This is a genomic window from Aminomonas paucivorans DSM 12260 (genome assembly GCF_000165795.1).
Taxonomy (GTDB): domain Bacteria; phylum Synergistota; class Synergistia; order Synergistales; family Synergistaceae; genus Aminomonas; species Aminomonas paucivorans.
In genome coordinates, this window is sequence record NZ_CM001022.1 from 2,022,582 (window position 1) to 2,046,429 (window position 23,848).

A 23,848-nucleotide genomic window follows, 5' to 3' on the forward strand; every position below is an offset into this window, starting at 1 on the left:
CACCTCCCGATGATCGATCGTCTACTCCTCCAGAAGCGACACTCCCCCGTAGGCCCGGAGGGACTCGGAGTTGTGCAGCAGCATCGCCACGGTGGAGTGGATGTGGTCCTCCATGATCTCCTTGGCCTCGTTGGGACGGTTTTCGAAGATGGCCCGCACCAGGTCCCGATGCTCCCGGTGGCTTTTCGACCGGTCCGGATCCCGGAGCAGCTCCACCTTTCCCGCGCGTCGGAAGAAGTTGTCGAAGAACAGCACGTAGAGTTCGCAACGCCAGAAAAGCTGCTTCACCTGGTGTTCCATGTGCCGGTTTCCCGTGAGTCGGGCGATCCCCAGGTGGAGGTCCTTGTTCACCTCGTAGATCTTCGGGTCCCCGGAGAAGTAGCACTCCCGCTCCCGGAGGATCAGGTTTTCGAAGACCTCCCGCTCCTCCTCCCCGGCCTGTCGGGCCGCGTCGTAGGCCACCCAGGGCTCCGCGATGAGACGAACCCGGTAGAGATCCTCCAGGTCCTTCCGGGAAAGCCCCGGAAGCACACAGCTCCGGCCGGTCCGGTTCTCCAGAAGCCCCTCCGCCGCCAGGCGGCGCAGGGCGTTGCGCACCGGGGTACGGCTCAGCCCCAGTTCCTCCGCCACCTGCTGCTCCACCAAGGGAAACCCCGGCGGGATGCGCCCCTCCAGGATCAGGCGGATGACCCCCTCGTAGGCTTGCTCTTCCGCAGTGCTCTGGTCGCCCCTCATCCCTCGCCCCCCCCAATTCTTAATCATTCGGTATCCCGTTTCGTATCCTGAATCATTACGCAGGCCCGGCCTTCTGTCAACTTCTTTTTCCTTTCCCCAAGGTTGGCAAATCCCCCCGAAGGAGCTAAGGTGAATCCACTGAATTCACCACGAAGGAGGGATTCCATGGCCCGCATCCGCATCCTCAACGCGGCGCAGGTGGGACAGCTTCTGGTCATGAAGGACGTGGTCGAGGGGGTGGAGCGGATCTACCGGCTCTACTCCACCGGTCGGGCGGGGCTGTGGCCCACGGTGTTCCACGAGTTCGACCCGGGGGTCCGGGACATGGACATCAAGTCGGGCTACCTGGACGGGGCGGGGATCTTCGGCCTGAAGATGGTGGCCTGGTCGGCGGGCAACCCCGCCCGAGGGCTCCCCGCCCTCTCCGGGGTGGTGGTGGTGGCGGACACGGACACGGGGCTTCCCCTGGGGATCGTGGACGGCATGAGCCTCACCTCCCTGCGCACCGGGGCCGCCGGGGCGGTGGGGGCGGCCCGGCTTGCCCGGCCCGACGCGACCCGGGCCCTGATCTGCGGCACCGGGGCCCAGGGCCGGGCACAGCTGGCGGGCCTGGCGGAGGTCCTCCCCTCCCTGAAACACGTGGACGCCTCCAGCCCGGATGCGGCGGGCGCCCAAGCCTACGCGGAGGAGATGGGACACCTCCACCCGAACCTGACGGTGCGGGCGGTGCCCTGGGAAGAACGGGGCGCGGCGGCGCAGCAGGCCCAGGTGGTGGTGGCCTGCACCCCCTCCCGGGAGGCCTACCTGAAATCGGAGTGGATCCGACCGGGAACCCACATCAACGCCATCGGCACCGACGCCCGCACCAAGCAGGAGCTGGAACCGGAGCTGGTGAGGCGCTGCCGCCTGGTGGCGGACTCCCGGGCCCAGACCCTGGACCACGGGGAGCTGTACCACGCCTATTCCGCGGGGCTGGTGCGGCGGGAGGACGTGGCGGAGATGGGAGAGGTGCTGGAGGGACTGGCCCCGGGGCGGAACTCCCCGGAGGAGATCACCCTCTTCGACAGCACCGGCATGGCCCTTCAGGACCTGATCTGCGCCCACCGGGCCCTCCAGAGGGCGGAGGAGCGGGGCGTGGGCACCCTGGTAGAACTTTAAGAGGAGGAGAGACCCATGAAGATCGCACCCTTCGGCGTGGAGCAGTGGATGAACGCCTACGAGGTCGGGGCAGACGCCAACCTGGGGGAAACCTGCGTGGACTCCCTCACCCTGGAGGGGCTGCTGGACCTCACGGGGCGGAAGGAGGAGATCCTTCGGGAACTCCTGGCCCTGCGGCTTTCCTACGGGGACATCCCGGGAAGCGACGAGCTGCGGGACCGGGTGGCGGGGCTGCACGACCGCCAGGGACGGGAGAACGTGATGATCCTCAATGGGGGGTCCGCGGCCAACTTCCTGTCCCTGTACACCCTGGTGGAGCCGGGGGACGAGGTGGTGGCGGTCTACCCCACCTACCAGCAGCTCACGGGCATCCCGGAATCCTTCGGGGCGGTGCTGCGCACCCTGCCCCTGCGCCCGGAGCAGGGTTTCCTGCCGGACCCGGAGGAGCTGGCCGCCCTGGTCACTTCCCGCACGAAGCTGATCTGCCTGAACAACCCCAACAACCCCACGGGGGCCCTGATGGAACGTCCCCTGCTGGAGCGGATCGTCCGGATCGCCCGGGATGCGGGAGCCTGGATCCTCTGCGACGAGGTGTACCGCTTCCTGGTGCACAATCCCAAGGTCCGGGTGCCCTCGGTGGCGGACCTCTACGAGCGGGGGGTGGTCACGGGAAGCCTTTCCAAATGCTTCTCCCTGGCGGGGCTGCGCATCGGCTGGGTCGTGGGGCCGGAGGCCTTCATCGGGGACCTGTTCTCCCACCGGGACTACACCACCATCAGCTGCGGCCGCTTGGACGACCGGCTGGGATGCCTGGCTCTGGAGCACCGGGGGGCCATCCTGGGGCGAAACCTGGCGCTGCTTCGACGCTGCGCGTCGGTCCTGGAACGCTGGGTGGACTCGGAACCCCGGGTCTCCATGGTGAAGCCCCGGGCGGGCACCACCGCCTTCCTGCACTACGACCACAACCTGGACTCCCAGACCTTCTGCCGCCGTCTCTACGACCGGGACCGGACCCTCCTGGTGCCGGGAACCTGCTTCGACCGGGACCGGTGGCTTCGGGTGGGCTACGCCTTCGCCCCCGACGACCTGGAGACGGGGCTTGGGCGGGTGTCCTCCTTCCTGCGGCAGCTGGAGTCCGAGGGGCTGTGAGGGAGACGGAAGGGGCGGCGGAGCGGGCCTACGAGGGCCTGCTCCGCCTGATCCTCACGGAGGAGCTGGAGCCGGGGGACAACCTCCCCGCCCTGACCCTGGCGGCCCGGCTGGGCACCAGCCGCACCCCCGTGCGGGAGGCCCTGCGCCGTCTGGCGGGAGAAGGGATCGCGGAGCTGATCCCCGGCGGGGGTGCCCGCCTGGTGGACCCCACCCCTCGGGGCATCCGGGAGACCTTCGCCATCCGGGAGTGTCTGGAGGTCCTGGCGGTGCGGGAGGCGGCGGCATACCGGGACCCGGTGGCCCTGGCCCGGCTGGACCAGTGCCTCGGGGAACCGGAGGAGGTCCCCCTGGACCCCCTGGAGGCCTTCCGACGCTCCCTGGCCTTCCATCTCCTCCTGTCGAAGGCTTCGGGGAACCGGGAACTGCCCCGGGTTCTGGGGGGCGTCCTGGCCCAGGCCCAGGTATTCCTCCTCTTCTACCCTCCTCCTCCCGGGGAGACGGGAGCCTCCCGAGAGGAACACCGGCGGATCCTGGAGGCGATCCGTCGGGGAGACCCGGAGGGGGCGGAGGCCCGGATGCGGGACCACCTGCGTCTGGGGATGGAGGAGCTGGGGGCCCCCTGAGGGGGCCCCCACCCTACAGCATCCGGCGAACGTCCTCCAGGGCCATGGAGGTCCTTTCGGCAATGGCCTCCGCCCCCATGCCCCCTTCGGCCAGACGGCGCACCAGGGTTTCCAGGGGCTCCGCCACCTCCACCAGATTGCCCTCCGGGTCCTCCACCCGCAGGGAGCGCTGTCCCCAGGGGGCCTCGTGAACCCCCTGCACCCACCGCACCCCGGCCGTCCGGAGTCTCTCCGCGAAGGCGTCCAGCTCCGGGGTCTCGAAGTACAGCTCCAGGTCCCGCCCTCCCCGAGGGACCGGGCCTTCTCCGGTGAGGGCCAGGGCGGCCTCCCGCAGCCAGAGGGAGAGCCCCCCCTCGAACCCCACGCAGGGCCCGTAGTCCGTCACGACCTTCATGCCGAAAAGACCCTCGTAGAACCTTCGAGAAGCTTCCAGATCCCCCACCAGCAGCACCGAGCCCCCGTATCGAGGTGTTTCGCCCATGTCCTTCCCCCCCACCGCAGATGTGCCCCCATCCTACCCCACGGAAGAACCGGCGGGGAGGGGAAGGGGCAGGGAACTCTCCCTCCTGATCCTCTTCCTGCGCTGCCTCATCAGGGGGATAATGGACCCATTCTCTCCGAGGAGGCGGTGATCCGTCATGACCCGACGTTTTTCGTGGCTCTGCGCGACCCTTCTGGGAAGTCTCCTCCTTGCCCCGATTCCCGTCGCGGCGGCCCCCCTCACCCCCGAGGCGAACTACCGCAAGGCCCTGGACTATCAGGCCGCCTACCCCGGGGAATCCTGGACCATCAAGAACCTGGGATACGCCCTGTTGGCCCTGGGGAAGGGGGACGAAGCAGCCCGGGCCTTCCGTCTGTACCTGTACGACGAACCCCGGGACCCGGGAGGCTGGACGGGGCTGGGCTACTCCCTGGCGGCGGCGAATCGTCCCGCCGAGGCGGTGGAGGCCTTCCTGAAAGGGGAGGGTCTGCAACCCGGCAGCGCCGACCCCAACCAGATGGGGTACCTGTACCGCCTCCTGGGGCGTACCGACGACGCCGTCGCCTGGTTCGACCGGTCCCTGGCCCGAGACCCCCGGGACCTCCAGGCCCTGCTGGGCAAGGCCTACGCCTACGGGGAGGCGAAGCGCACTGAGGAGGCCGCGGCGGCCTTCCGGGCAGCCTTGGAAGCAGACCCGGCCCGGGGAGACTACGTGAGCCTGGGCTACGCCCTGGGGACCCTGGGGCGGTTCGACGAGGCGGAAGGGGCGTTTCAGGCGGGGCTGGACCGGGGACAGGAACCCTTCCCGCTTCTCCTGGGGCTGGGCTATGCCCGCATGGGGCAGAAGCGCTTCCCCGAGGCGGCGGAGGCCTTCCGCAAGGCCCGAGCTCTGCGCCCGGAGGACCCGGAGGCGGCGGCCAAGCTGGGCTACGCCGCTGGCGCCGCAGGGCTGCACCAGGAAGCCCTGGAGGCCTTCCTGACGGTGCGCCGGGTCGCCCCGGAGCAGTGTCCCTGGACCAGCCTGGGCTACGCCTTCCAGGCCCTGGGGCGATACCCCGAGGCGGCGGAGGCCTTCGAGGAGGCGGTCCGCAAATCCCCCGACGACCCGGAACCCCTGAAGGGGCTGGGGTACACCCGGCTCTCCCAGGGTAAGACCGGGGAAGCCCTGACGGCCTTCCAGCGGCTCCTGACCCTGCGCCCCGACGGGGAAAGCTACGCCGCCCTGGGCCGAGCCTTGGGGGAACGGAAGGTCCCCGGCGAGGCGGCGGAGGCCTTCCGTCGAGGCCTGGCCCTCGCCCCGGGCAACCCGAACCTGGCGGAGGGGCTGGCCCGCGCCCTGGCGGCCTCGAGGAATCCCAAGGCGGCCCGGGAAGCCCTGAGAATCCTCCTGGGGCTGGACCCGGCCCGGGGGGAGCGGGTGGCCCGGGAGCTGGGGCTGAAGCCCTAGAAGACCCTCCTCAGCCCGGGAAGACGCCGAAGCACCCGCAGCGACAGGAGCTGCCCCACCCAGAGGGTGGCTCCCACGGCCAGGAGGAACTTGACCCAGGGCGACCAGGGCAGGGGGACCAGCAGCGCCTCCAGGGGCAGGAGGAGCATCTGGTGCAGCCAATAGAGGCCGTAGGACCCCCGGGCTGCCTCGGAGACCCGGGCGCTCGGGGCGTCGCCGAACCGGCGCAACAACGCCGCCAGGGCCAGGGGGACCAGCACCGCCGCCCCCTCGTGGGCCAGGGCGTACAGCCACAGCCCCCCTCCTCGGGGCGCTTCGGGCAGACGGAGCCGCAGGACCACCGACAGGAGCAGAAGCAGGGTCGCCGCTCCCCCCAGTCCCGCCAGGCAGCCCGGGGAGGGGGGGCGTTCGAGCCAGCGGTTCCGCCAGGCCAGGGCCCCCAGCAGGAAGAGGAAGAAGTATCCCCCCACCCGGAGGGGCTGGAAGACCAGCACGTAGGCCGGGTGGACCCACACGTCCAGGGGATAGCGGGTTCCCAGAGCGCCGAACCACAGGGCCGCACCGACGACGCAGCAGGCCAGGGGCAGCCCGATCGGCCGGGGCTCGGGGGTCCGCTCCCCGAGGCGCCTCCCCAGGGGGAGGAAGAGCAGGAAGAAGGCCAGCAGCACCCCCAGGAACCAGAAGTGGGCCTGCTGGTACGCGGGGCCCAGGAAGACGGTCCGGTAGAAGGCCCCCAAGTGCCCCACGGGGTACCCCAGCGCCAGCAGGCTGGCCCGGGCGAACCAGGGGGCGACGAGGAGGCTCCCCAAGACCCAGGGGATCCCCAGCCGCAGGGCCTTCTCCCCCAGGAACCCCCGCGTTCCCCGCCTGGCCAGGGAGGGGGGGGCGAAGTACCCCGCCGCCAGGAACATCCCCGGCATGAGGAAAACGTCCAGGGCCAGCACCATCAGGGTGAAGGCCGGAGACCGCACGGGATCCTGGACATACCACCACCCCGGGGCCCCGACCATGTAGGTCATGGCCCCGTGCAGCGCCACCACTCCGTAGACCGTCCAGGTGCGGAAACGGTCCCCATGCGCCAGGCGCTCCTCCACGGCCCCTCGCCTCCCTTCACGATGGGGGACGCTATTTCAGGTGCAGGAACAGGGGGATCACCTCAAGGGCGATGAGGAGGATGACGATCCACTCCAGCACCGTGGAGCGGCTGGTGTGGATCTCCCCCTCCATGAGGTCGCAGGCCTCCTTCATGGCCCGGAGCTTCTCCTCCACATTGGCGAGCCACTGGCCGGTGCGGAAGATCCGCAGTGCCCGGTTGTAGACCTGGGCGTAGTACACGTCCTCGGTGACCCGCACGGAGGAGGTGAGGTGGTCCGTGGCCAGCCGGGTCTCCAACATCAGCTTCATGGCCCGTCGGGTGAGTTCCCGGTAGCGCTTGGTGAAGAGCACCTCCCAGACGGTGGACTTCTTGTCCATCTCCCGGTAGAGGGCCCGGAGCTTGTCGTTGAGGGTCTCGTCGTAGTAGCGGGCCTCCAGCACCTGGGCCACGGCGTACTCCACCAGCAGCAGGATGTCCACGGGGTCCGCGTCGTCCACCACCAGGGCGTTGTCGTAGTTCAGCACCACCAGGTCGTTCTCGAAGAAGGAGAGGCTGTTCTCGCAGAGCAGGGCGGTCTGCTGGCCGCTCAGGGAACGGGACTCCCCGTGGAGCATGGCCACCAGCTCCGGGAACTCCTCCAGATTCTCCCGGCGAATGGGCCGGTCGGTCCTGCGGAGCACGTAGAAGGCGAACTCCTCCTCGAAGCCCTCGAAGTCGTGGGCTCCCACCACCGCATCTCCCATGACCCCCAGGATCTGCCGCAGCTCCCGGTCCAGCAGCTCGTCCACCCGGGGGTCGTAGTCCAGCTTCAGGGCTCGGTCGATGAAATCTTCCTGGGGCAGATCCCGGACGGGGAAGTGGGCCACCAGGGCCACCACCCCCACCTCGTAGAACCGGGCCCCCAGGCGCACCCGCTCCCGCCCCGTCTCGAAGGAGGACTCCCGCTCCCCCAGCTCCACCACCATGGGGGGCCGGACCAGTTCGATGGATTGGATCTGGGCGCGGCTCAGGGGCTGCCGCACCGGAAGGCGCCCCTCGAACATGGAGGGGGCCAGGGCTTCCAGACGGATCTCCTCCGCCACGTCGTAGAGTTTCATCCGCACGATCTCGCCTTCCAGAACCCTCAAGGGGAAGGCCTCCCTTCCGGAACCGGTTTCGGTGGATTCTATGGCGCAAAGGTTTGCGCAACCACCCTTTCCGCCTATAATAACGCCAACCCGCTCGACGCCAGTGTAGCACCTTCGTAAACACCGAACGCCAGTCCGGAAATGAGGTTCGACCATGGAACGAAACGACCCCGGTCCTTGTCGTCCTTCCTCCTCGCCCCCACGCGAGGGTTTCGCCTCCTCCGAGGACCGCGCCGCCTTCCTGTCCGCCCACCTTCCCCTCTTCGAGGGGTTCCCCCTGGCGTTGCTCCTGACGGACCAGGAGGACGGGCGCACGGTCTTCGCCAACCGGGAGGCCCTGTCCCTCCTGGCCGCGGCCCCGGAGGACCTGCTGGACCGGGTCTTTCCCCATGGATGGGAACCCCTCGCCACCCTGGATGGGACCCCCCTGGTCCCGGAGAAGGCGATCCCCCGGGACTTCCGGGAGGGAACGACGGGCCCCCTGTCCTTCACCCTCCCCTCCCGGAAGGGGGAAACCCTGGCCTTAAGCCTTCGAAGCGCCCCCCTGCGCAACCAAGAGGGCGCCGTACTCTGCGGCATGATCCTCCTCATCAACGTCACCCCCCGTTGGCGCTACGAACAGGCCCTCCGGGAAAGCGAACGACGCCACCGGGAGGTCTCCACCCTGCTTCGCTCCCTCTGCGACAACGTCCCGGACCTGCTCTGGGCCAAGGACCTCCAGAAACGGTTCCTCTTCGTGAACCGGGCCCAGGCGAAGATGCTGCTCAACGCCAAGGACACGGAGGAACCCCTGGGAAAGACGGACCTCCACTTCGCCCTTCGGGAGCGGGCGGCCCACCCGGAGGACCCGGGGTGGCACACCTTCGGGGAGATCTGTCGGGACTCGGACACCCTCACCCTGGAGGCCATGGCCCCCTCCCGGTTCGACGAGTGGGGCAACGTGAAGGGGGAGTTCCTCTACCTGGACGTGCACAAGGCCCCCTTCTTCGACGACCAGGGCAACCTGCTGGGCACGGTGGGGTGCGGCCGGGATGTGACCCGGGAACGACACATGGAAGAGGCCCTGGCGGAGAGCGAAAAGCGCCTCAAGCTGGCCCTGGAGGGGGGGGAGATCCTGGCCTGGGACTGGGACATCCCCACGGGGCGGGTCCACCTCACCCCCCACCCTTTCGGGACGGACCTGCCGGAGAACCCGGAAGGCTACCCCCTGGAGCAGCTGGTGGGGATGGTGCACCCCGACGACCTGCCCGGCCTGGAGGAGACCTACCAGAACCTCTTCCAGAAGAAGGACCTCTCCCGGATCGACCAGGTCTACCGCTGCGCCCTGGGGGAGGACCGCTGGGTCTGGTCCCGAGGGTTTGTCAGCCAGAGGGACGAGGAGGGCAAGCCCCTGCGGGTCACCGGGGTGGCCCAGGACGTCACGGACCGGATGAAGATCCGACAGAGGCAGGAGCGCTCGGAGGCTCGCTACCGGACCCTCTTCGAGGGGGCGTTGGACGCCTTTTTGGTGGTGGACGAGAAGACGGACCAGATCCGGGAGGCCAACCGGGAGGCGGAGCGCCTGTTGGGCTACCCGGAACGGGGGCTTGTGGGCACCCCGCTGCGCCTGCTCCCCACCGCCACGGGACCGGAGGGCCCCCTGGCCCTGCGGGATCTCCTTCCCTTGAAGGGAAACGCCTCCCCCCGGGAGCTGTTCGTGCTGAACCGCCAGAACCGTCCCATCCCCGTCCAGACCACGGGCAAACGCATCGCCCTTCCCGACGGGGAGGAGGCCCTCCTGGTGATCCTTCGGGACCTGACCCCCATCCTCCGGCTCCGGGGGGACCTGCTCCAGAGCCAGAAGATGCAGGCCCTGGGGACCCTGGCGGAGGGGATGGGACACGAGCTGAACAACCTCCTGGCCCCCCTGCAGGGCTACGCAGAGATGGGGGCTTCGGGGCACCAGGACCCGGCCTTCTGTTTCTCCCGCATCCTGGAGGGCACCAAGCGGGCACGCAACCTGGTGCGCAAGCTCCTCCTCACCAGCCGCCCCTCCCGGGAAGACCACCCGAGGCTGGACTGGAGGCGGTTCCTGGAGGACCACGTCTCCTTCCTCCAGGACGGACTGCCCCCGGAGGTGCGGGTGGAGATCCTCCTGGGGAAGGAACCCTTCCCTCTGGCGGCGGACCCCGCCCATCTGCGACAGATCCTCCTCCACCTGTGGTCCAACGCCCTCTGGGCCACGGGCACCCAGGGCACCATCCGCATCCGCCTGGAGCGGGTGGAGGTGGACCCCACCCTGGCGGCCCTCCACCCGGGCCTGGGGCTGGGCCCCCACGGGATTCTCTCCGTGGAGGACGAGGGGTGCGGCATGTCCGAGGAGGTGCGCAGCCGGGCCTTCGAGCCCTTCTTCTCCACCCGGGAGGCGGGGCAGGGGACGGGCCTGGGGCTCTCGGTGGTCCACGGCCTGGCGATCCACTACCGGGGGACCGTGGAGGTCCTGTCCCGTCCCGGGGCGGGCACCCGGGTCCGCCTCCTGCTGCCCCTGGTTTCCGCCGATATCCCCCCAGAAGGAGGCGATGCGCCTTGACCCCCCGAAACGGTCCCCGCACCCGTCGATGTGCCCTGCTTGCCGCCCTGCTCCTGGGACTTGCGGCCGCTCCCTCCGGAGCCGCCGCCCCTTCCCCGGAGGAGGCGCACCTCTACCCCCGGGGAGCCCAGGCGGTCTTCCGGATCCCCGTGACGGGAGAGACCACCCTGGAGATCCCCGGCACCTTCGACCCCGCAACCCTGGAGGTCTCCGTGGAGGGGACCTCCCTCCTGGGGTTGGAAACCCAGCCGGTCCGGAGGGGCGGTTGGGTTCCTCCCTCCGCTTCGGAGCTGGCCGCCCGCATCGGCGCCCTCTCGGGGCGCCTGACGGGGGTGGAAGCCCGCCTGGCGGCGAAGCTCCAGAGCCGTCGGGACTACGAGAGCTGCCGCCCTGCCACCGCCCGGGAGCTTGCGGCCCGGCTGGCCTCCCGTGAGGCGGCCCGGACCCGCCTGGAGACGGAGATCCGCGCCCTGGAGGGGCAGAGGGACGCCCTGGGGCGGGACCTGCGGTTTCTCCAGGACCAGCTCCAGGCCCAGCTTCCCCCGGACCCGGAGCGGTTCCTCCAGATCCGCCTCCGCACCTCCGGAAGGGGCACCGCTCGGGTGGCCGGGACGGTGCAGGACGCCTCTTGGCGCCCCACCTATCGGGCCTCGGTGGACACCGCCACCGGGAAGGTTCGCCTGGAGGAGTTCCTGGAGGTGCGCCAGAAGAGCGGCCTGGACTGGAAGGGCACCTTGGTGTGCCACACCGCCTCCCCCTCGGACCGCCACGGCCTGCCGGATCTGAACCCCTGGGTGGTGGACCTGGCCCGACCGGAGCGTCTGGATCGGGGCATGGCCAAGATGGCCCTCTACGCCGGGGGAGCCCCGGCCCCGGAGGCGAACTTCGCCCTCTCGGAGACGGATCTCTCCTTCCGCACCCAGGGCCTCGTCCCCGGCACGGGCAACCCGGTACAGCTCGCGGGGGGAACCTTCGACCTGGCGGGGAACGTGGAAGTCCGGGCGGTTCCCGCCCTGGACCGGGAGGCCTGGATGACCGTGCGCACCTCCCCTCTCCCCCGGCCCCTCCTGGGGGGAGAGACGAGCCTCTCCGTGAACGGCCTGCCCACGGGCAAGGCATCCCTGCCCCCCACGGCGAAGGGGGAGGAGCTGACCCTGCCCTTCGGCCGGGTGCCGGGGGTGACGGCGGACCGCCGGGAGGAGATCCCTCGGACGTCCCGGTCCGGGGGAACCTGGACCTGGACGGGAGGCTATTCCCTGCGGGTGCGCAACAGCCTGGACAAGCCCATGGACGTGACGGTGGAGGACCGGATCCCCCGAAGCGCCACCGACCGGATCCGGGTGGAGGCCACTCCCTCCCCCAAGCCGGACGACACGGACAGAAGGACCGGCGTGGTGACCTGGAAGCTGCGCCTCGCCCCGGGGGAGGAGCGGGTCCTCAAAATGGAACTCCTCCTGCGGCACCCCGAGAACACGGAGCTGGCCTTCCGCTGAAGGCCCCGGAACGGTTCGAGGCGGGACCCCTCGGGGCCCCGCCTCGCTTTTTTTCTCCCCGAGAAGCCCTTCAGCCGATCCGGGGGACCCAGTTGAGCCGCTCCGGGGCGAACCCGGCCTTGCCTCGGCGCAGCACGTGGACCCCGCAGTAGCCCTGGGGGAAGCGGCCGAACCGGTCCAGGGGCACGTCGGCGTAGCGGCTCACCAGGGTCCAGAAGAACCCCGTGTGCCCCACCAGCAGCACCGGCCCCTCCTCCGCCTCTTCCATGAGAACCTCGAAGGCGGCCACCGCCCGGGCCTGCAGGTCTCCGAAGCTCTCCCCCCCGGGGGGACGAAACCCCGCGAAGTCCGCCCCCCGGGCGGCGAAGGCCTCGGGCTCCCGGGCCGCCACCTCCTCCACCGGCAGGCCGTCCCACTCCCCCAGGAAGATCTCCCGCAGCTCCTTCCGGGGCTGGGCCTCCACCCCCAGAAGCTCCGCGGTCTGGCGGGTCCGGAGCAGGTCGCTGCACCAGACCCGTCGGAAGGGGATCCCCCCCAGGGCAGTCCCCAGCTCCCGGGCCTGCTCCTTCCCCTCCCGGGACAGGGGCAGGTCCGTCCAGCCCAGCAGGTAGGCCCGCCGGTCCGGGAAGTCCGGGCGACCGTGGCGGGCCAGGAAGACCCGTCCCTCCAAGGGGATCACGACGCCACCTCCCCCACGTCCCGACGCAGCAGAGCCTCCACCCGCTCCTGGATGCCCTTGGCCCGGCGGATGCGGGTTCGGGCGGCCTTCCACGCCTCCGGGTCCTCCCGGAAACGCTGGCGCATCCGCTCCATCCGGGCCTCCAGGGTGGAGAGGCGCTCCCCGTCCACCAGTTTGTCCGCCAGGTAGAGCAGCTCCGCCTCGGGGGTCCGGGTGCGGGAGGGGAGGTCCTTGTGGGACCCCACCAGGGCAGCCAGATCCCGATACCCCAGGCGGCGGAGCCTTCGGGCCCCCTGGGCCTCGTGACGGGGCTGTCCCTTCGCCAGATCGTGGAGCAGCGCCCCCGCCTGGAGGAGGTCCAGGTCCAGGACCATCCGGTCCTCCAGGGCCCGTCCCAGGGCCAGGGCCACACGGCAGACCTCCCGGGCGTGACGCGCCACCCGCTCCGGGGTCCCCTCCAGGGCCAGCAGGGCCTCGCACTCCTCCCGGTCCGGCACCCCTTCCCGGACCAGCAGCCCCCGAACTTCCCCGTAGGCCTCCGGGGTATCCATGTCCCGCAGCACCCCCCGATCCGCCACGGGAACCTCCCGTACCCGATCCCCCCTCTGGACCAGAAGGGCCCGCAGCCCCCCCTCCCCCCGATAGCCCACCAGGGGACCGAAGAGGCGGCGGGAGAGCAGGGGCGGGTGCCCCCGGAGTCCCTGAAAGGTGGGGATCCAGGCATCCCAGGAGTCCTCCCCCTCCTCCCGGAAACGATCCAGGAGGGCCGCCACGGTTCGAGGCTTCACCAGGGGGACGTCCACGGGAAGGAGCACCGCTCCCCGCAGATCCAGCTCCTCCAGGGCCAGCACCCCCGTCCGGATGGAGCTGAACATCCCCTCGGGGTAGTCCGGGTTGGGCACCGGCACCGCCCCGTGCCGCCGGGCCTCCTCCGCCACCTCCTCCCCCCGGTGGCCCGTCACCACCAGGAGCGGGGAGGCGCCCCCCCCGCGGAGACGGCGCAGAACCTGCCCCAGCACCGTGGTATCCCCCAGGGGCAGCAGGGGCTTGGAGGTTCCCATGCGGCTGGAGTACCCCGCCGCCACCACCAGCCCCGCCACCCGAGACCGCGTCGCTTTGCCCATGAACGCTCCCAGCTCCCTTCGTGCCGTCCTTCCCTTCGGGGCTACCAGCCCCGGCGCAGGGACTCCAGATCCGCCCCCCGGCGAACCGCCACCACCTCCGCCATCACCGACAGGGCGATCTCCTCCGGCGTCTCCGCCTTGATGGGCAGCCCCACGGGCTGGCGCACCCGGTCCAGGTGGGCCTGGGAGACCCCTCGGGCCAGCAGCGCCGCCCGCACCGCGGCGATCTTGCTCCGGGAACCGATCATGCCCACGTAGGCCGCGGGGCGGCCGTCCAGCAGGGCCAGGGCCTCCCCGTCCAGGGCGTGTCCCCGGGTGGCCACCACCGCATAGGTGCGCCCGTGGGTGGACAGCTCCCGAGCGAACTCCTCCAGGGGCAAGGCCACGGTACGCCCCCAGGGGATGCGCTCCGGGTTGGCAAACTCCTCCCGATCGTCCCACACCGTCACGGCGAACCCCGCGAAGGCCGCCGCCTGGGCCAGGGCCCGTCCCACGTGCCCCCCTCCGAAGACCAGCAGCTCGTCGTCCTGTCCCAGCACCTCCAGGTAGACCCGCACGCTGCCCCCGCAGACCATCCCCTCCTCCCCCGCCTGGGAGGCGTCCAGGGCCTTGGAGAACAGCTTGGATCCCCCTCCGGAATCCAGCAGGGCCAGGGCCTCCCGGATGGTCTCGTGCTCCAGCAGTCCCCCCCCCACGGTCCCCTCGATGGACCCGTCGGGGCGCACCCACATGGAGGCCCCCCGGCTTCGGGGGGAGGATCCCTGCTCGTCCACCACCGTGGAGAGCACCCCGTAGCGCCCCCCGTCCAACTCCCGGTGCACCACCTCCAGCAGCCTTCGATCCACCACCAAGCCCTCCTTCGTGCCGTCTCGTTCCGGCGGTCCGCCGTCGGTACGATTCTAGCCCCCCGGGGCAGGGAATCGCGAACCGCCGGGCATCTTCCTGGGGGTTTGGGGGAACTGCGGGATCCCATCGGGGCGTGGGAGGGGAGTCGGGGCTAGAGGGTCGTGGCGGCCCGGGCGAGGCGAAGCAGGGCTTCCCCCTCCATCCGTTGGAGGAGGAACCGGTCCTGGGGGCACGCTCCCATGGAGGCGTAGAACTCCCGGGCGGGGGTGTTCCAGACCAGGACCCCCCATTCGAACCGCCCCCCCTTGCGCCCTGCCGTCAGGGCGGCCAGGTGCGCCAGGAGGGCCTTGCCGATGCCTCGTCCCCGGTAGGGGGGACGCACGTACAGGTCCTCCAGATAGAGACCCGGGCGTCCGGTGAAGGTGGAGAAGTTCCAGAAGTACAGGGCGAAGCCCACGGGTTGCCCGTCCCAACAGGCGAAAAGGACCTCGGCGCAGGGCCGCGGGCCGAAGAGGTGCTCTTCCAGCAGGGCCTCCGTGGCCTCCACCTCGTCCCCCAGGGTCTCGTACTCCGCCAGCTCCCGGATGAAGCCCAGGATCAGGGGGACCTCCTCCCGGGACGCGGGGCGAATTGAAAAGGCCCCTCCGGTTTCGTCACTCACCTGCATGCTCCTCTCCCCCGTTTCGTCGACGAATCGCCTTGCTAACGGGAGATTACTCCTTCTTCTGGCAGGGAGGCAAGACGGCCGGCAGAGGCCCCCTTTCTCAGAATCCGGTGCGGAGCCAGAAACCCCGGAGGATCTCGTCCAGCTGGTCGAAGTCGATGAGGAAGGAGTCGTGTCCGTTATCGCTTTCGATCTCCTCGTAGGCCCCCTCGGCCCCGGCGGAGGATGCCAGACGGGCAACCTCCTCCACCTGCCAGTTGGGGAAGAGGAGGTCGCTGGCGATGCCCACCGCCAGGAGGGGCTTGCCCCGGAAACCCCGAAGGGCCTCCACGGGGTCCCCCCGCCCCGCCGCCAAGTCATGGAGGTCCATGGCCCGGGTGAGGTAGAGGTAGCAGTTGGCGTCGAAGCGCCGCACCAGCTCCGCCCCGTGGTGGTGGAGGTAGCTCTCCACCTGGAACTGCCCGTCCCACTCGTGGGGGTTGCCCCGGGCCACGTCGCGCATCCAGCGGCTGGAGAAGGACCGTTCGCTTCGGTAGGTGATCATGGCCAGCATCCGGGCGTTGGACAGCCCGCGCACGGGGCCGGGGCCGGGGGCGTAGTTCCCCTCCCGCCAGTCCGGATCCGCCAGGATGGCCTGGCGCTGCACCTCGTTGTAGGCGATGGCCTGGGGGTAGACCCGGGCGGGGGCGGCGATGACGGCGCACCGGTCCACCCTCTCGGGGAACTGGGCGGCCCACTCCAGGGCGATCATCCCCCCTAGGGAGCCCCCCACCACTGCCCCCAGGCGGGGGATGCCCAGGGCCTCCAGCCCCAGGGCCTGGGCCCGGGCCATGTCCCGACAGGAGACCACGGGAAAGGCCATGGCCCGGGGGCATCCCGTGGCGGGGTCGGGGGTGCAGGGGGCGGTGCTTCCGTAGGGGCTGCACAGGTTGTTGAAGGCCACCACGCAGTGGCGGTCCGTGTCCAGGGCCTTTCCCGGCCCCACCATGGTGTCCCACCAGGCCCCGGGGAGACCCGGCACGTCGGGTCCCACCAGATGGTGGCTTCCCGTGAGGGCGTGGACCACCAGAACCACGTTGGAACCGTCCGGGGCGGGGTCTCCGTTGACGGAGTAGGCCAGCTCCAGGGGGGCCAGGGTCTTCCCGGAATCCAGGGTCAGTTCGGGCAGGACGAGGCGGCCGAGGCGCTCCGGCAAGGGACTCCCTCCTACCGGGCGGCGGAGAAGGCCCGGTCCAGGTCCTCCACCAGGTCCCGGGGGTCTTCCAGCCCGACGCTCAGGCGGATGAGGCCGTCCTCGATGCCCCCGGCGAGGCGCTCCTCCCGGGTGAGCTGGGAGTGGGTGGTGCTGGCGGGGTGGATGGCCAGGCTCCGGGAGTCTCCCAGGTTGGCCATGTGGCCGAAGAGTTCCAGGGCGTCCAGGAACCGCCGTCCCGCCTCCACGCCCCCCCGGATGCCGCAGGCCACCATGCCCCCGCACCCGTCGGGAAGGTAGCGCTTCGCCCGCTCCCTCTGGGGGTGGGAGTCCAGGCCGGGGTACCGGACCCAGTCGATCTGCCGGTGGTCCTGGAGGTACCGGGCCACGGTCAGGGCGTTCTCGCTGTGCCGGGCCATGCGCAGGGGCAGGGTGCCCAGGCTCTGGCGGAGCAGATAGGAGTCGAAGGCCGAGGGGGTGCCCCCCAGGTCCCGCAGGAGGGTGGCCCGCAGCTTCGCCGCCAGGGCGGCGGGGCCGAACCGGTCGGAGAAGACCACCCCGTGGTAGCTGGGGTCCGGCTGGGTCAGGAGGGGCCAGCGCCCCGATGCCTTCCAGTCCATGGTGCCCCCGTCCACCACCATGCCGCCGATGACGTTGCCCTGGCCGGAGAGGAACTTGGTGGTGGAGTGGACCACCACGTGGGCCCCCCACTCGATGGGACGGCAGAGGCAGGGGGTGGGGAAGGTGTTGTCCACCACCAGCACGGCGTCCCGGGCCCGGGCGATCCGCCCCAGCTCCTCCAGGGGAGCCACGTTGAGGGCCGGGTTGCCCACGGTCTCCGTGAGGATCGCCCGGGTGGCGGGGGTGCAGGCGCCCTCCACCTGATCGGGTTCGTCCGTGTCCACCAGGGTGTGGGTCACCCCGAACCGGGCGAAGGTGTTCTTCACCAGGGTGAGGGTCCCCCCGTAGAGCTTCCGGGAGACCACCAGATGATCCCCGGCGCTGCACAGGGCCGCCAGGAGATGGGTGAAGGCCGCCTGGCCGGAAGAGGTGGCCAGGGCCCCCACTCCTCCCTCCAGATCCGCCACCGCCGCCTCGTAGGCCGCCACGGTGGGGTTGGAGAGGCGGGAGTAGAGGTGCCCCTCCTCCTCCAGCTCGAAGAGGCGCACGGCGTGTTCGCTGTCCCGGAACTGGTAGGCCGCGGTGAGGTAGATGGGCAGCCCGAAGGCCCCCGTGGCGGGATCGCTGCGCCAGCCCGCGTGGAGCGCCCGCGTGGCCAGGCCCTGCTTGGTCCGATTCGTCATGGAGGTGCACCTCCCGTTTGGATGGTTCCACAAGGACACGGGTCGGAGGGAGGACACGAAAGAACCCCCCACCGAGAGGAAGGGGGTTCGCCAGACCTTGCCTCTCTTATCAATCGGTCGTCTCGACCGCAGGTGTTGGCACCACGCCCCTTGCGGGCAGGTTGCCGGGCTTCATCGGGCCAGTCCCTCAGCCACTCTGGATAAGAGCCGTATTCGATTGTGGGTTGCGTTGCCAGCGATTCTACGAACAGGGCAGGGGGACTGTCAAGCTCCCGAGAAGGCGCTGGGCGTTGCCTCCCAGCAGACGGGCCCGGTCCTCCTCCCCCAGGCGGGAGCCCTCCAGGAGGCGGCGGTACCGGGGCAGGCCCAGCAGGGGGAAGTCGCTGCCGTAGAGGAGCTTGCCCCCCACCCCGGAGGCGAAGAGGGCGTCGAAGACCCCCGGGCGGTAGAGAAACGGGGCGGCGGCGGTGTCGTACCAGGCGTTGGAGAGGATGCGGCGCATCTCCGGCATCTGCTCGTAGAGCCACAGCCCCCCGCCGAAGTGGGCGAACACCACGGGCGTCTCCGGGTGGTGCTCGCAGAAGGCGGCGGCCTCCCGGGGGCCCACGTCCCCTTTGCCGGGGTAGTCGTGTCCCACCGGTTCGGCGGTGTGCACCAGGGCAAACAACCCTCCCTCGTGGCAGACCCCGGCGAGACGCCAGGTCTGGCGCGGGTCCGTCAGGTCGAAGCCCTGTCCCTGGGGAAAGAGTTCCCCCACCCCGATGGCCCCCCGGGAGGCGGCCCGCTCGATCTCCCCCATCGCCCCCCGAGCCAGGGGAGGGACCACCGCCAGGGGGCGCAGGCGCCCCCCGGATCGCTCGGCGGCCTCCAGGACATAATCGTTGCAGAGACGGCACAGCCCCAGGTCTGCGAAGGCGAAGCCGCAGGCCCAGGACTGGTCCACCCCGTCGGCGTCCATGCGGGCCAGCAGGTCCTCCGCGGTACCCCAGCGGTGCACCGGGGAGGAGGTAAGTTTGCGGAAGTAGGGTTCCCTCTCCCCGATGGATTCCGCGTCTCGGACCACCTCGGGGGGGTAGATGTGGACGTGGCTGTCGATGATCATGAAAAACCTCCCTTCGAACCCACGTGTTCGGCACACGATGTTTTGTTCGTTATACCAAAAAACGGGGGCCGCGACCAGCGCGGCCCCCGTCGAGGTTCCCAGGGAAGGGAAAGGGCTACTTCAGTTCGATCTTCGCTCCCGCCTCTTCGAGCTTCTTCTTCATCTCCTCGGCCTCTTCCTTGGCGACGGCCTCCTTCACGGGCTTCGGGGGGGTGTCCACCAGGTCCTTCGCTTCCTTCAGGCCCAGGCCGGTGATCTCGCGGACCACCTTGATGACGTTGATCTTGTTCGCGCCGTGATCCACCAGCACCACGTCGAACTCCGTCTTCTCCTCCTCCGCGGCTGCGGGAGCGGCGGCTCCCATGGCCATCATGGGCATGGCCATGGCGGGGGCGGCGGCGGACACGCCGAACTTCTCCTCCAGGTCCTTCACGAGCTGGGACAGCTCCAGGACGGACATCTCTTCGATCGCTTTGATCAGGTCTTCGCGGGTCATGACATTTCCTCCTTAGGCGTTCTTCGCAAGATGGTCCCCTTGGGGACGGGGGGCCGCTTAGGCGGCCTTTTCCTTCTTATCCTGGATCTGGGACAGACAGGTGACGAGACCCCGGGCGGGCCCGGAGAGCACCGTGACGAAGCTGCGCAGGGGCGCGGCGATGGTGCCCACCACCTGGGCGAGGAGCACGTCCCGGGAGGGCAGATCCGCCAGGGCCAGAACCTGTTCCTTGTTCAGGAGGTCCTTGCCCATGACTCCTCCCTTGAGGATCAGGGCCTCGTTGCCCTTCTCCTTGGAATAGTCCCGAAGGGCCTTGGCCACGGCGGCGATGTCCCCGTAGACGAGGGTGTAGGCGTTGGGCCCCGTCTCGTAGGGGTCCGCAGTGGGAAGCCCCGCCTGCTGGAGGGCCAGGCGCATGAGGGTGTTCTTGGCCACCTTCATCTCGCCTCCGGCCTTGCGGATCCGGGCACGCAGATCCGTGACCTTCTTCACCGTCAGGCCCCGGTACTCGCAGATGAACACCGCTTCGCTCTTGCCCAGCATTTCCGCCAGTTCCGCGATCTTTTCCCTTTTCGCTTCTGTCGGCATGTAGTTTTCACCTCCTCCCGTGGCAGCTTGAAAAAAAGACTCCCGGCCTCAGGATGAGGACCGGGAGTCGGCGCACGCCGTAAAGGGGCGGACCAGGCCGCCGCTTTCTCCGGACCTCGGCGGGGTGGGATTTCAAGCGCCCGAGGGCGCCCCCGCTGTCTTGAGTCCTGGGTACCTATGGGGCCGTCGCAAAAGGACCGCAACGGCGTCTCGAAAAGGGAGGTTACTCCCCGGAGACTTCCTTCTGGGCCAGGTTGGGATCCACGGAGATCCCGACGCCCATGGTGGACGACACGGTGAGGCTCTTCACGTACTGCCCCTTCACCGCGGAGGGCCGGGCCTTGAGGATCGCCCGAAGCAGGGTCGCGGCGTTCTCCTCCAGCTGTTCCTTGGAGAAGGATGCCTTGCCCACGGCGTTGTGGGTGATCCCGGTCTTGTCCACCCGGAACTCCACCCGCCCCGCCTTGATCTCCGCGATGGCGGCGGCCACGTCGAAGGTGACCGTGTTGGTCTTGGCGCTGGGCATGAGGCCCCGGGGACCGAGGACCTTCCCCAGCTTCCCCACGACCTTCATGACGTCGGGAGTGGCGATGACCGCGTCGAAGTCGAGCCAGCCGCCCTCGATCTTCGCCACCATGTCCTCGCCGCCCACGAAGTCCGCTCCCGCGTCCTCCGCCTCCTTGACCTTCTCGCCCCCGGCGATGACCAGCACTCTCTTGGTGCGGCCGGTGCCGTGGGGAAGGACCACGGTGCTGCGGACCTGCTGGTCCGCGTGGCGGGGGTCCACCCCGAGGCGGACGTGGAGTTCGATGCTCTCGTCGAACTTCGCGGTGGCCAGCTCCTTCGCCAGGGCCACTCCCTCGCCGAAGCCGTAGAGCCGATCCTCCACCTTTTCCTGGATACCCTTGAAACGCTTGCTCACCTTGGCCATCCTTCGTACCTCCTCGTGGTCAGACGGAGCCGGTCGGCCCCTCCCACAGCGGGGGATCGGCGCTAGCCGACCACCTCGACGCCCATGGAACGGGCGGTTCCCTCCACCATCCGCATGGCGGCCTCCACGTCGTTGGCGTTGAGGTCCACCATCTTGAGCTGTGCGATCTCCCGAACCTGGTTGCGGTTGATCTTCGCCACCTTGTTCTTGTTGGGGACCGAGGAGCCCTTCTCCACGTTCACGGCCTTCTTGATCAGGACGCTGGCGGGAGGGGTCTTCATGATGAAGGTGAAGCTGCGGTCCGCGTAGACCGTGATGACCACGGGGATGATGAGCCCCGCCTGGTCCGCGGTCTTCGCGTTGAACTGCTTCACGAACTCCATGATGTTGACACCCCGCTGCCCCAGGGCCGGCCCGACCGGGGGAGCCGGAGTGGCCTTCCCCGCGGGAAGCTGCAGCTTGACTTCGCCCACGACTTTCTTTGCCATGTATCCTGTGACCTCCTTAGACGCCTATGGCGCTTAAGGCGGGCGTTTCGGCCCGCCGATGGTTCGATGCTAGAGGATCTTCTCCAGGTCCGTGTGGTCCGCCTCCACCAGGGTTTCCCGTCCGAAGACGGTGATGGTGAACTTCACCTTGCCCTTGTCCGGGACGATCTCCGCCACGGGCCCCACCTGACCCTCGAAGGGACCGGCCTTGACCCGCACGGTATCGCCGATCTTGAAGGCGATCTCCATCTTCGGCTTGGCCTGATCCTTGCCGATCTTCCCCATGATCTCGGCGACTTCCTTCTCCGTGAGGGGGATCGGGTGGTTCCCGGAACCCACGAAACCCGTGACGCCGGGGGTGTGGCGCACCACGTACCAGGACTGGTCGTCCAGGATCATCTCCACCAGGACGTAGCTGGGAAACACCTTGCGGCGCATCCGCTTGGTCTTCCCATCCTTCACGTAGACCCGTTCCTCCACGGGAACCAACACCCGGAAGACCCGTTCCTCCATGCCCATGGTGGCGATCCGTTGATCCAGATTCGCCTTCACCTTGTTCTCGTAGCCCGAATAGGTCTGTACGATGAACCAGCGTCGTTCGTTTTTTTCGCTCATCAGTCAAAAGGGGGCCTTGGGCCCCCTCACCTCCAGGTTCGTATCGTCGTGACAGGACGCTTCAAGCGGCTGGCCCCGTCAGTGGATGATCTTGGAAAAGATGCCGGTCAAAACCACGTCGACCAAGCCGAGGTAGGCAGAGACCGCGAAGGTGACGAACAGGACGACGAGGGTGGAGTACCACACTTGCTGCTTGGTCGGCCAAGCGACTTTCTTCAGCTCCGCTCTGGCTTCCCGAAGGAAGCTGGAAACATTTTCCACCACGCTGGCCTCCCCATGATCGAAACGAATAAAATGGCAGGCCCGGAAGGATTCGAACCTTCAACCCCCGCATTTGGAGTGCGGTGCTCTAACCAGTTCGAGCTACGGACCTGCACGCAAACGGGATTTTACCCTATTTCGTCTCCTTGTGCAAGGTGTGCTTCCCGCACCACTTGCAGAACTTCTTCTTTTCCAGCTTCTTCTGGGACTTCTTCTTGTTGACCATGGTCACGTAGTTCCGCCGCTTGCACTCGGTGCATTGAAGCCCGATGATGTCCGCCATGTCACTTCACTCCAGACCGTTGGGATTGGCAAAGAGACGCGGCCCGCGAAGCCCGCGGGCCGCGCCGTCGGATACGGGATGCCTACTTCTCGAGGATTTCGGTGACGACTCCGGCGCCCACGGTACGGCCGCCTTCCCGCACCGCGAACCGAAGGCCCGGCTCCAGAGCCACCGGCACGATCAGCATAACTTCGAACTGGCTGTTGTCTCCCGGCATGACCATCTCCACGCCCTCCGGAAGCTTGATGTCCCCCGTCACGTCGGTGGTCCGGAAGTAGAACTGGGGCTTGTAACCCGTGAAGAACGGGGTGTGACGGCCCCCCTCTTCCTTCTTCAGGACGTACACTTCCGCCTTGAAGTGCTTGTGCGGCTTGATGCTCCCGGGCTTCGCCAGAACCTGGCCCCGCTCCACGTCGTCCTTGCCTGTCCCCCGAAGCAGCACGCCCACGTTGTCCCCCGCTTCGGCGTCGTCCAGGATCTTCCGGAACATCTCCAGGCTGGTGGCCACGGTCTTCTGGGTGTCCTTCATACCCACGATCTCCACTTCTTCACCCGGCTTGATGATCCCCCGCTCCACTCGCCCCGTCACCACGGTGCCGCGGCCGGTGATGGTGAAGACGTCTTCGATGGGCATCAGGAACGGCTTGTCCGTCTCCCGCGTGGGAGCCGGGATGTAGTCGTCGCAGGCGTTCATCAGTTCCCAGATCTTCGCCGTCCAGTCGTCTTCCGTCTCGCACTCCAGGGCCTTCAGCGCAGATCCCCGGATGATGGGGATTTCGTCTCCCGGGAACTGGTACTTGTTCAGCAGGTCCCGGATCTCCATCTCCACCAGGTCCAGCAGTTCCGGGTCGTCCACCATGTCGCATTTGTTCATGAACACCACCAGCGCAGGCACGTTCACCTGGCGCGCCAACAGAACGTGCTCCCGCGTCTGAGGCATCGGACCGTCCGCCGCCGACACCACCAGGATCGCTCCGTCCATCTGCGCCGCCCCGGTGATCATGTTCTTGATGTAGTCCGCGTGACCCGGGCAGTCGATGTGCGCGTAGTGACGATGGTCCGTCTGGTACTCCACGTGGGCGATGTTGATGGTGATCCCGCGCTCCCGCTCCTCCGGCGCCTTGTCGATCATGTCGAACGGCGTGAAGTCCGCGTACCCCTTCTTCGCCAGCGTACGAGTGATCGCCGCCGTCAGCGTCGTCTTCCCGTGGTCGATGTGTCCGATGGTCCCGATGTTCAGATGCGGCTTCGACCGGTTGAACTTCTCCTTCGCCATCTCCTGCGTACCTCCCTGATGTACGTTATGAACCCTCTTCGGGGTTGGTGTCCACGACACAAAGAAGCGCCCGCAGGCGCCCATTTGCGATTGTACCATAGGCCCGGCGTGCCCAAAA

Annotated in this window: 25 protein-coding genes, 1 tRNA gene and 1 riboswitch; of the genes, 6 read left to right on the forward strand and 20 right to left on the reverse strand. The window is 68.9% G+C overall.

What is annotated here, in order from left to right; genetic code table 11:
• Positions 1 to 21 precede the first annotated feature (21 nt).
• Positions 22 to 735 (reverse strand): GntR family transcriptional regulator, encoded by a 714-nt coding sequence (locus APAU_RS09600; protein ID WP_006301553.1) that lies wholly within the window; start codon positions 733 to 735, stop codon positions 22 to 24.
• 165 nt (positions 736 to 900) lie between these two features.
• On the opposite strand from APAU_RS09600, the gene APAU_RS09605 reads away from it, so the two are divergent.
• From APAU_RS09605 to APAU_RS09615, 3 genes are read left to right on the forward strand one after another with little or no spacing between them, the layout of a single operon-like run.
• Entirely contained in the window at positions 901 to 1,893 is a 993-nt protein-coding gene (locus tag APAU_RS09605; RefSeq protein ID WP_006301554.1) for an ornithine cyclodeaminase family protein, read from the forward strand.
• Between the two features lie 15 nt (positions 1,894 to 1,908).
• Positions 1,909 to 3,042 (forward strand): aminotransferase class I/II-fold pyridoxal phosphate-dependent enzyme, encoded by a 1,134-nt coding sequence (locus APAU_RS09610; protein WP_006301555.1) that lies wholly within the window; start codon positions 1,909 to 1,911, stop codon positions 3,040 to 3,042.
• A complete protein-coding gene (locus APAU_RS09615; protein WP_006301556.1) occupies positions 3,039 to 3,668 on the forward strand; it encodes a GntR family transcriptional regulator in 630 nt (209 codons plus the stop codon). Before APAU_RS09610 ends, APAU_RS09615 begins: the two co-directional genes overlap by 4 nt.
• Positions 3,669 to 3,681: 13 nt before the next feature.
• Here the strand turns inward: APAU_RS09615 and APAU_RS09620 are convergent, their stop codons facing one another.
• Complete coding sequence (locus APAU_RS09620; RefSeq protein WP_006301557.1) at positions 3,682 to 4,149, reverse strand: VOC family protein; 468 nt, start codon at positions 4,147 to 4,149, stop codon at positions 3,682 to 3,684.
• Between the two features lie 157 nt (positions 4,150 to 4,306).
• Here APAU_RS09620 and APAU_RS09625 point away from each other — a divergent pair, with 157 nt between their 5' ends.
• Positions 4,307 to 5,596 (forward strand): tetratricopeptide repeat protein, encoded by a 1,290-nt coding sequence (locus APAU_RS09625; RefSeq protein WP_006301558.1) that lies wholly within the window; start codon positions 4,307 to 4,309, stop codon positions 5,594 to 5,596.
• On the opposite strand, the gene APAU_RS09630 is transcribed toward APAU_RS09625, so the two are convergent.
• A complete protein-coding gene (locus APAU_RS09630; RefSeq protein WP_006301559.1) occupies positions 5,593 to 6,690 on the reverse strand; it encodes an acyltransferase family protein in 1,098 nt (365 codons plus the stop codon). The genes APAU_RS09625 and APAU_RS09630 overlap by 4 nt on opposite strands.
• A 31-nt stretch (positions 6,691 to 6,721) precedes the next feature.
• Positions 6,722 to 7,819: an RMD1 family protein gene (locus APAU_RS09635; protein WP_006301560.1), complete on the reverse strand. Its 1,098-nt coding sequence runs from the start codon at positions 7,817 to 7,819 to the stop codon at positions 6,722 to 6,724.
• Positions 7,820 to 7,973: 154 nt separating this feature from the next.
• On the opposite strand from APAU_RS09635, the gene APAU_RS09640 reads away from it, so the two are divergent.
• Both APAU_RS09640 and APAU_RS09645 read left to right on the forward strand, forming a co-directional pair.
• The gene (locus APAU_RS09640; RefSeq protein WP_006301561.1) at positions 7,974 to 10,388 is read left to right on the forward strand and encodes a PAS domain S-box protein; all 2,415 of its coding nucleotides are present in this window, start codon (positions 7,974 to 7,976) and stop codon (positions 10,386 to 10,388) included.
• Positions 10,385 to 11,881 (forward strand): DUF4139 domain-containing protein, encoded by a 1,497-nt coding sequence (locus APAU_RS09645; RefSeq protein WP_006301563.1) that lies wholly within the window; start codon positions 10,385 to 10,387, stop codon positions 11,879 to 11,881. The genes APAU_RS09640 and APAU_RS09645 overlap by 4 nt, the downstream gene beginning before the upstream one ends.
• Positions 11,882 to 11,951: 70 nt before the next feature.
• Here APAU_RS09645 and APAU_RS09650 read toward each other — a convergent pair whose 3' ends face one another.
• The 16 genes from APAU_RS09650 to tuf all read right to left on the reverse strand — a co-directional run bounded on the left by APAU_RS09650 (position 11,952) and on the right by tuf (position 23,730).
• Positions 11,952 to 12,560, reverse strand: coding sequence for a histidine phosphatase family protein (locus APAU_RS09650; RefSeq protein WP_006301565.1), 609 nt, complete (start codon positions 12,558 to 12,560; stop codon positions 11,952 to 11,954).
• Positions 12,557 to 13,684, reverse strand: coding sequence for a DVU_1551 family NTP transferase (locus APAU_RS09655; RefSeq protein WP_006301567.1), 1,128 nt, complete (start codon positions 13,682 to 13,684; stop codon positions 12,557 to 12,559). Before APAU_RS09655 ends, APAU_RS09650 begins: the two co-directional genes overlap by 4 nt.
• A gap of 41 nt (positions 13,685 to 13,725) precedes the next feature.
• Positions 13,726 to 14,529, reverse strand: coding sequence for an XdhC family protein (locus tag APAU_RS09660; protein WP_040346023.1), 804 nt, complete (start codon positions 14,527 to 14,529; stop codon positions 13,726 to 13,728).
• Positions 14,530 to 14,681: 152 nt separating this feature from the next.
• Positions 14,682 to 15,197 carry a GNAT family N-acetyltransferase gene (locus APAU_RS09665; protein WP_006301569.1) on the reverse strand — a complete coding sequence of 172 codons (516 nt, stop codon included), beginning with the start codon at positions 15,195 to 15,197 and terminating at the stop codon, positions 14,682 to 14,684.
• 97 nt (positions 15,198 to 15,294) lie between these two features.
• The gene (gene metX, locus APAU_RS09670) at positions 15,295 to 16,389 is read right to left on the reverse strand and encodes a homoserine O-acetyltransferase MetX (RefSeq protein WP_006301570.1); all 1,095 of its coding nucleotides are present in this window, start codon (positions 16,387 to 16,389) and stop codon (positions 15,295 to 15,297) included.
• 11 nt (positions 16,390 to 16,400) lie between these two features.
• A complete protein-coding gene (locus tag APAU_RS09675) occupies positions 16,401 to 17,690 on the reverse strand; it encodes an O-acetylhomoserine aminocarboxypropyltransferase/cysteine synthase family protein (RefSeq protein ID WP_006301571.1) in 1,290 nt (429 codons plus the stop codon).
• Between the two features lie 103 nt (positions 17,691 to 17,793).
• Positions 17,794 to 17,897, reverse strand: a riboswitch (SAM riboswitch).
• 34 nt (positions 17,898 to 17,931) lie between these two features.
• The gene (locus APAU_RS09680; protein WP_006301572.1) at positions 17,932 to 18,792 is read right to left on the reverse strand and encodes an amidohydrolase family protein; all 861 of its coding nucleotides are present in this window, start codon (positions 18,790 to 18,792) and stop codon (positions 17,932 to 17,934) included.
• 115 nt (positions 18,793 to 18,907) lie between these two features.
• Positions 18,908 to 19,288 (reverse strand): 50S ribosomal protein L7/L12, encoded by a 381-nt coding sequence (rplL, locus tag APAU_RS09685; RefSeq protein WP_006301573.1) that lies wholly within the window; start codon positions 19,286 to 19,288, stop codon positions 18,908 to 18,910.
• 57 nt (positions 19,289 to 19,345) lie between these two features.
• Positions 19,346 to 19,876, reverse strand: coding sequence for a 50S ribosomal protein L10 (gene rplJ, locus APAU_RS09690; RefSeq protein WP_006301574.1), 531 nt, complete (start codon positions 19,874 to 19,876; stop codon positions 19,346 to 19,348).
• A 223-nt stretch (positions 19,877 to 20,099) separates the two neighbouring features.
• Complete coding sequence (gene rplA / locus APAU_RS09695) at positions 20,100 to 20,807, reverse strand: 50S ribosomal protein L1 (protein ID WP_006301575.1); 708 nt, start codon at positions 20,805 to 20,807, stop codon at positions 20,100 to 20,102.
• Between the two features lie 62 nt (positions 20,808 to 20,869).
• A complete protein-coding gene (rplK, locus tag APAU_RS09700; protein WP_006301576.1) occupies positions 20,870 to 21,295 on the reverse strand; it encodes a 50S ribosomal protein L11 in 426 nt (141 codons plus the stop codon).
• A 69-nt stretch (positions 21,296 to 21,364) separates the two neighbouring features.
• Positions 21,365 to 21,910 (reverse strand): transcription termination/antitermination protein NusG, encoded by a 546-nt coding sequence (nusG, locus tag APAU_RS09705; protein ID WP_006301577.1) that lies wholly within the window; start codon positions 21,908 to 21,910, stop codon positions 21,365 to 21,367.
• A 78-nt stretch (positions 21,911 to 21,988) separates the two neighbouring features.
• Complete coding sequence (secE, locus tag APAU_RS09710; RefSeq protein WP_040345058.1) at positions 21,989 to 22,171, reverse strand: preprotein translocase subunit SecE; 183 nt, start codon at positions 22,169 to 22,171, stop codon at positions 21,989 to 21,991.
• A gap of 34 nt (positions 22,172 to 22,205) precedes the next feature.
• Positions 22,206 to 22,283: transfer RNA gene (locus APAU_RS09715), tRNA-Trp, on the reverse strand.
• Positions 22,284 to 22,304: 21 nt separating this feature from the next.
• Positions 22,305 to 22,454, reverse strand: a complete 150-nt coding sequence (gene rpmG / locus APAU_RS09720) for a 50S ribosomal protein L33 (RefSeq protein ID WP_006301579.1) — start codon at positions 22,452 to 22,454, stop codon at positions 22,305 to 22,307.
• Positions 22,455 to 22,536: 82 nt separating this feature from the next.
• The gene (gene tuf / locus APAU_RS09725) at positions 22,537 to 23,730 is read right to left on the reverse strand and encodes an elongation factor Tu (protein ID WP_006301283.1); all 1,194 of its coding nucleotides are present in this window, start codon (positions 23,728 to 23,730) and stop codon (positions 22,537 to 22,539) included.
• Positions 23,731 to 23,848 lie beyond the last annotated feature (118 nt).

What these genes read in the sequence shown, in the direction of transcription:
- nusG (WP_006301577.1), bottom strand. Translation starts at nt 21,910, where the DNA reads ATGAGCGAAAAAAACGAACGACGCTGGTTCATCGTACAGACCTATTCG.
- APAU_RS09675 (WP_006301571.1), bottom strand. Translation starts at nt 17,690, where the DNA reads ATGACGAATCGGACCAAGCAGGGCCTGGCCACGCGGGCGCTCCACGCG.
- rplA (WP_006301575.1), bottom strand. Translation starts at nt 20,807, where the DNA reads ATGGCCAAGGTGAGCAAGCGTTTCAAGGGTATCCAGGAAAAGGTGGAG.
- APAU_RS09605 (WP_006301554.1), top strand. Translation starts at nt 901, where the DNA reads ATGGCCCGCATCCGCATCCTCAACGCGGCGCAGGTGGGACAGCTTCTG.
- tuf (WP_006301283.1), bottom strand. Translation starts at nt 23,730, where the DNA reads ATGGCGAAGGAGAAGTTCAACCGGTCGAAGCCGCATCTGAACATCGGG.
- APAU_RS09655 (WP_006301567.1), bottom strand. Translation starts at nt 13,684, where the DNA reads ATGGGCAAAGCGACGCGGTCTCGGGTGGCGGGGCTGGTGGTGGCGGCG.
- rplK (WP_006301576.1), bottom strand. Translation starts at nt 21,295, where the DNA reads ATGGCAAAGAAAGTCGTGGGCGAAGTCAAGCTGCAGCTTCCCGCGGGG.
- APAU_RS09665 (WP_006301569.1), bottom strand. Translation starts at nt 15,197, where the DNA reads ATGCAGGTGAGTGACGAAACCGGAGGGGCCTTTTCAATTCGCCCCGCG.
- APAU_RS09610 (WP_006301555.1), top strand. Translation starts at nt 1,909, where the DNA reads ATGAAGATCGCACCCTTCGGCGTGGAGCAGTGGATGAACGCCTACGAG.
- APAU_RS09625 (WP_006301558.1), top strand. Translation starts at nt 4,307, where the DNA reads ATGACCCGACGTTTTTCGTGGCTCTGCGCGACCCTTCTGGGAAGTCTC.
- rplJ (WP_006301574.1), bottom strand. Translation starts at nt 19,876, where the DNA reads ATGCCGACAGAAGCGAAAAGGGAAAAGATCGCGGAACTGGCGGAAATG.
- rpmG (WP_006301579.1), bottom strand. Translation starts at nt 22,454, where the DNA reads ATGGCGGACATCATCGGGCTTCAATGCACCGAGTGCAAGCGGCGGAAC.
- APAU_RS09620 (WP_006301557.1), bottom strand. Translation starts at nt 4,149, where the DNA reads ATGGGCGAAACACCTCGATACGGGGGCTCGGTGCTGCTGGTGGGGGAT.
- APAU_RS09640 (WP_006301561.1), top strand. Translation starts at nt 7,974, where the DNA reads ATGGAACGAAACGACCCCGGTCCTTGTCGTCCTTCCTCCTCGCCCCCA.
- APAU_RS09600 (WP_006301553.1), bottom strand. Translation starts at nt 735, where the DNA reads ATGAGGGGCGACCAGAGCACTGCGGAAGAGCAAGCCTACGAGGGGGTC.
- APAU_RS09680 (WP_006301572.1), bottom strand. Translation starts at nt 18,792, where the DNA reads ATGATCATCGACAGCCACGTCCACATCTACCCCCCCGAGGTGGTCCGA.
- rplL (WP_006301573.1), bottom strand. Translation starts at nt 19,288, where the DNA reads ATGACCCGCGAAGACCTGATCAAAGCGATCGAAGAGATGTCCGTCCTG.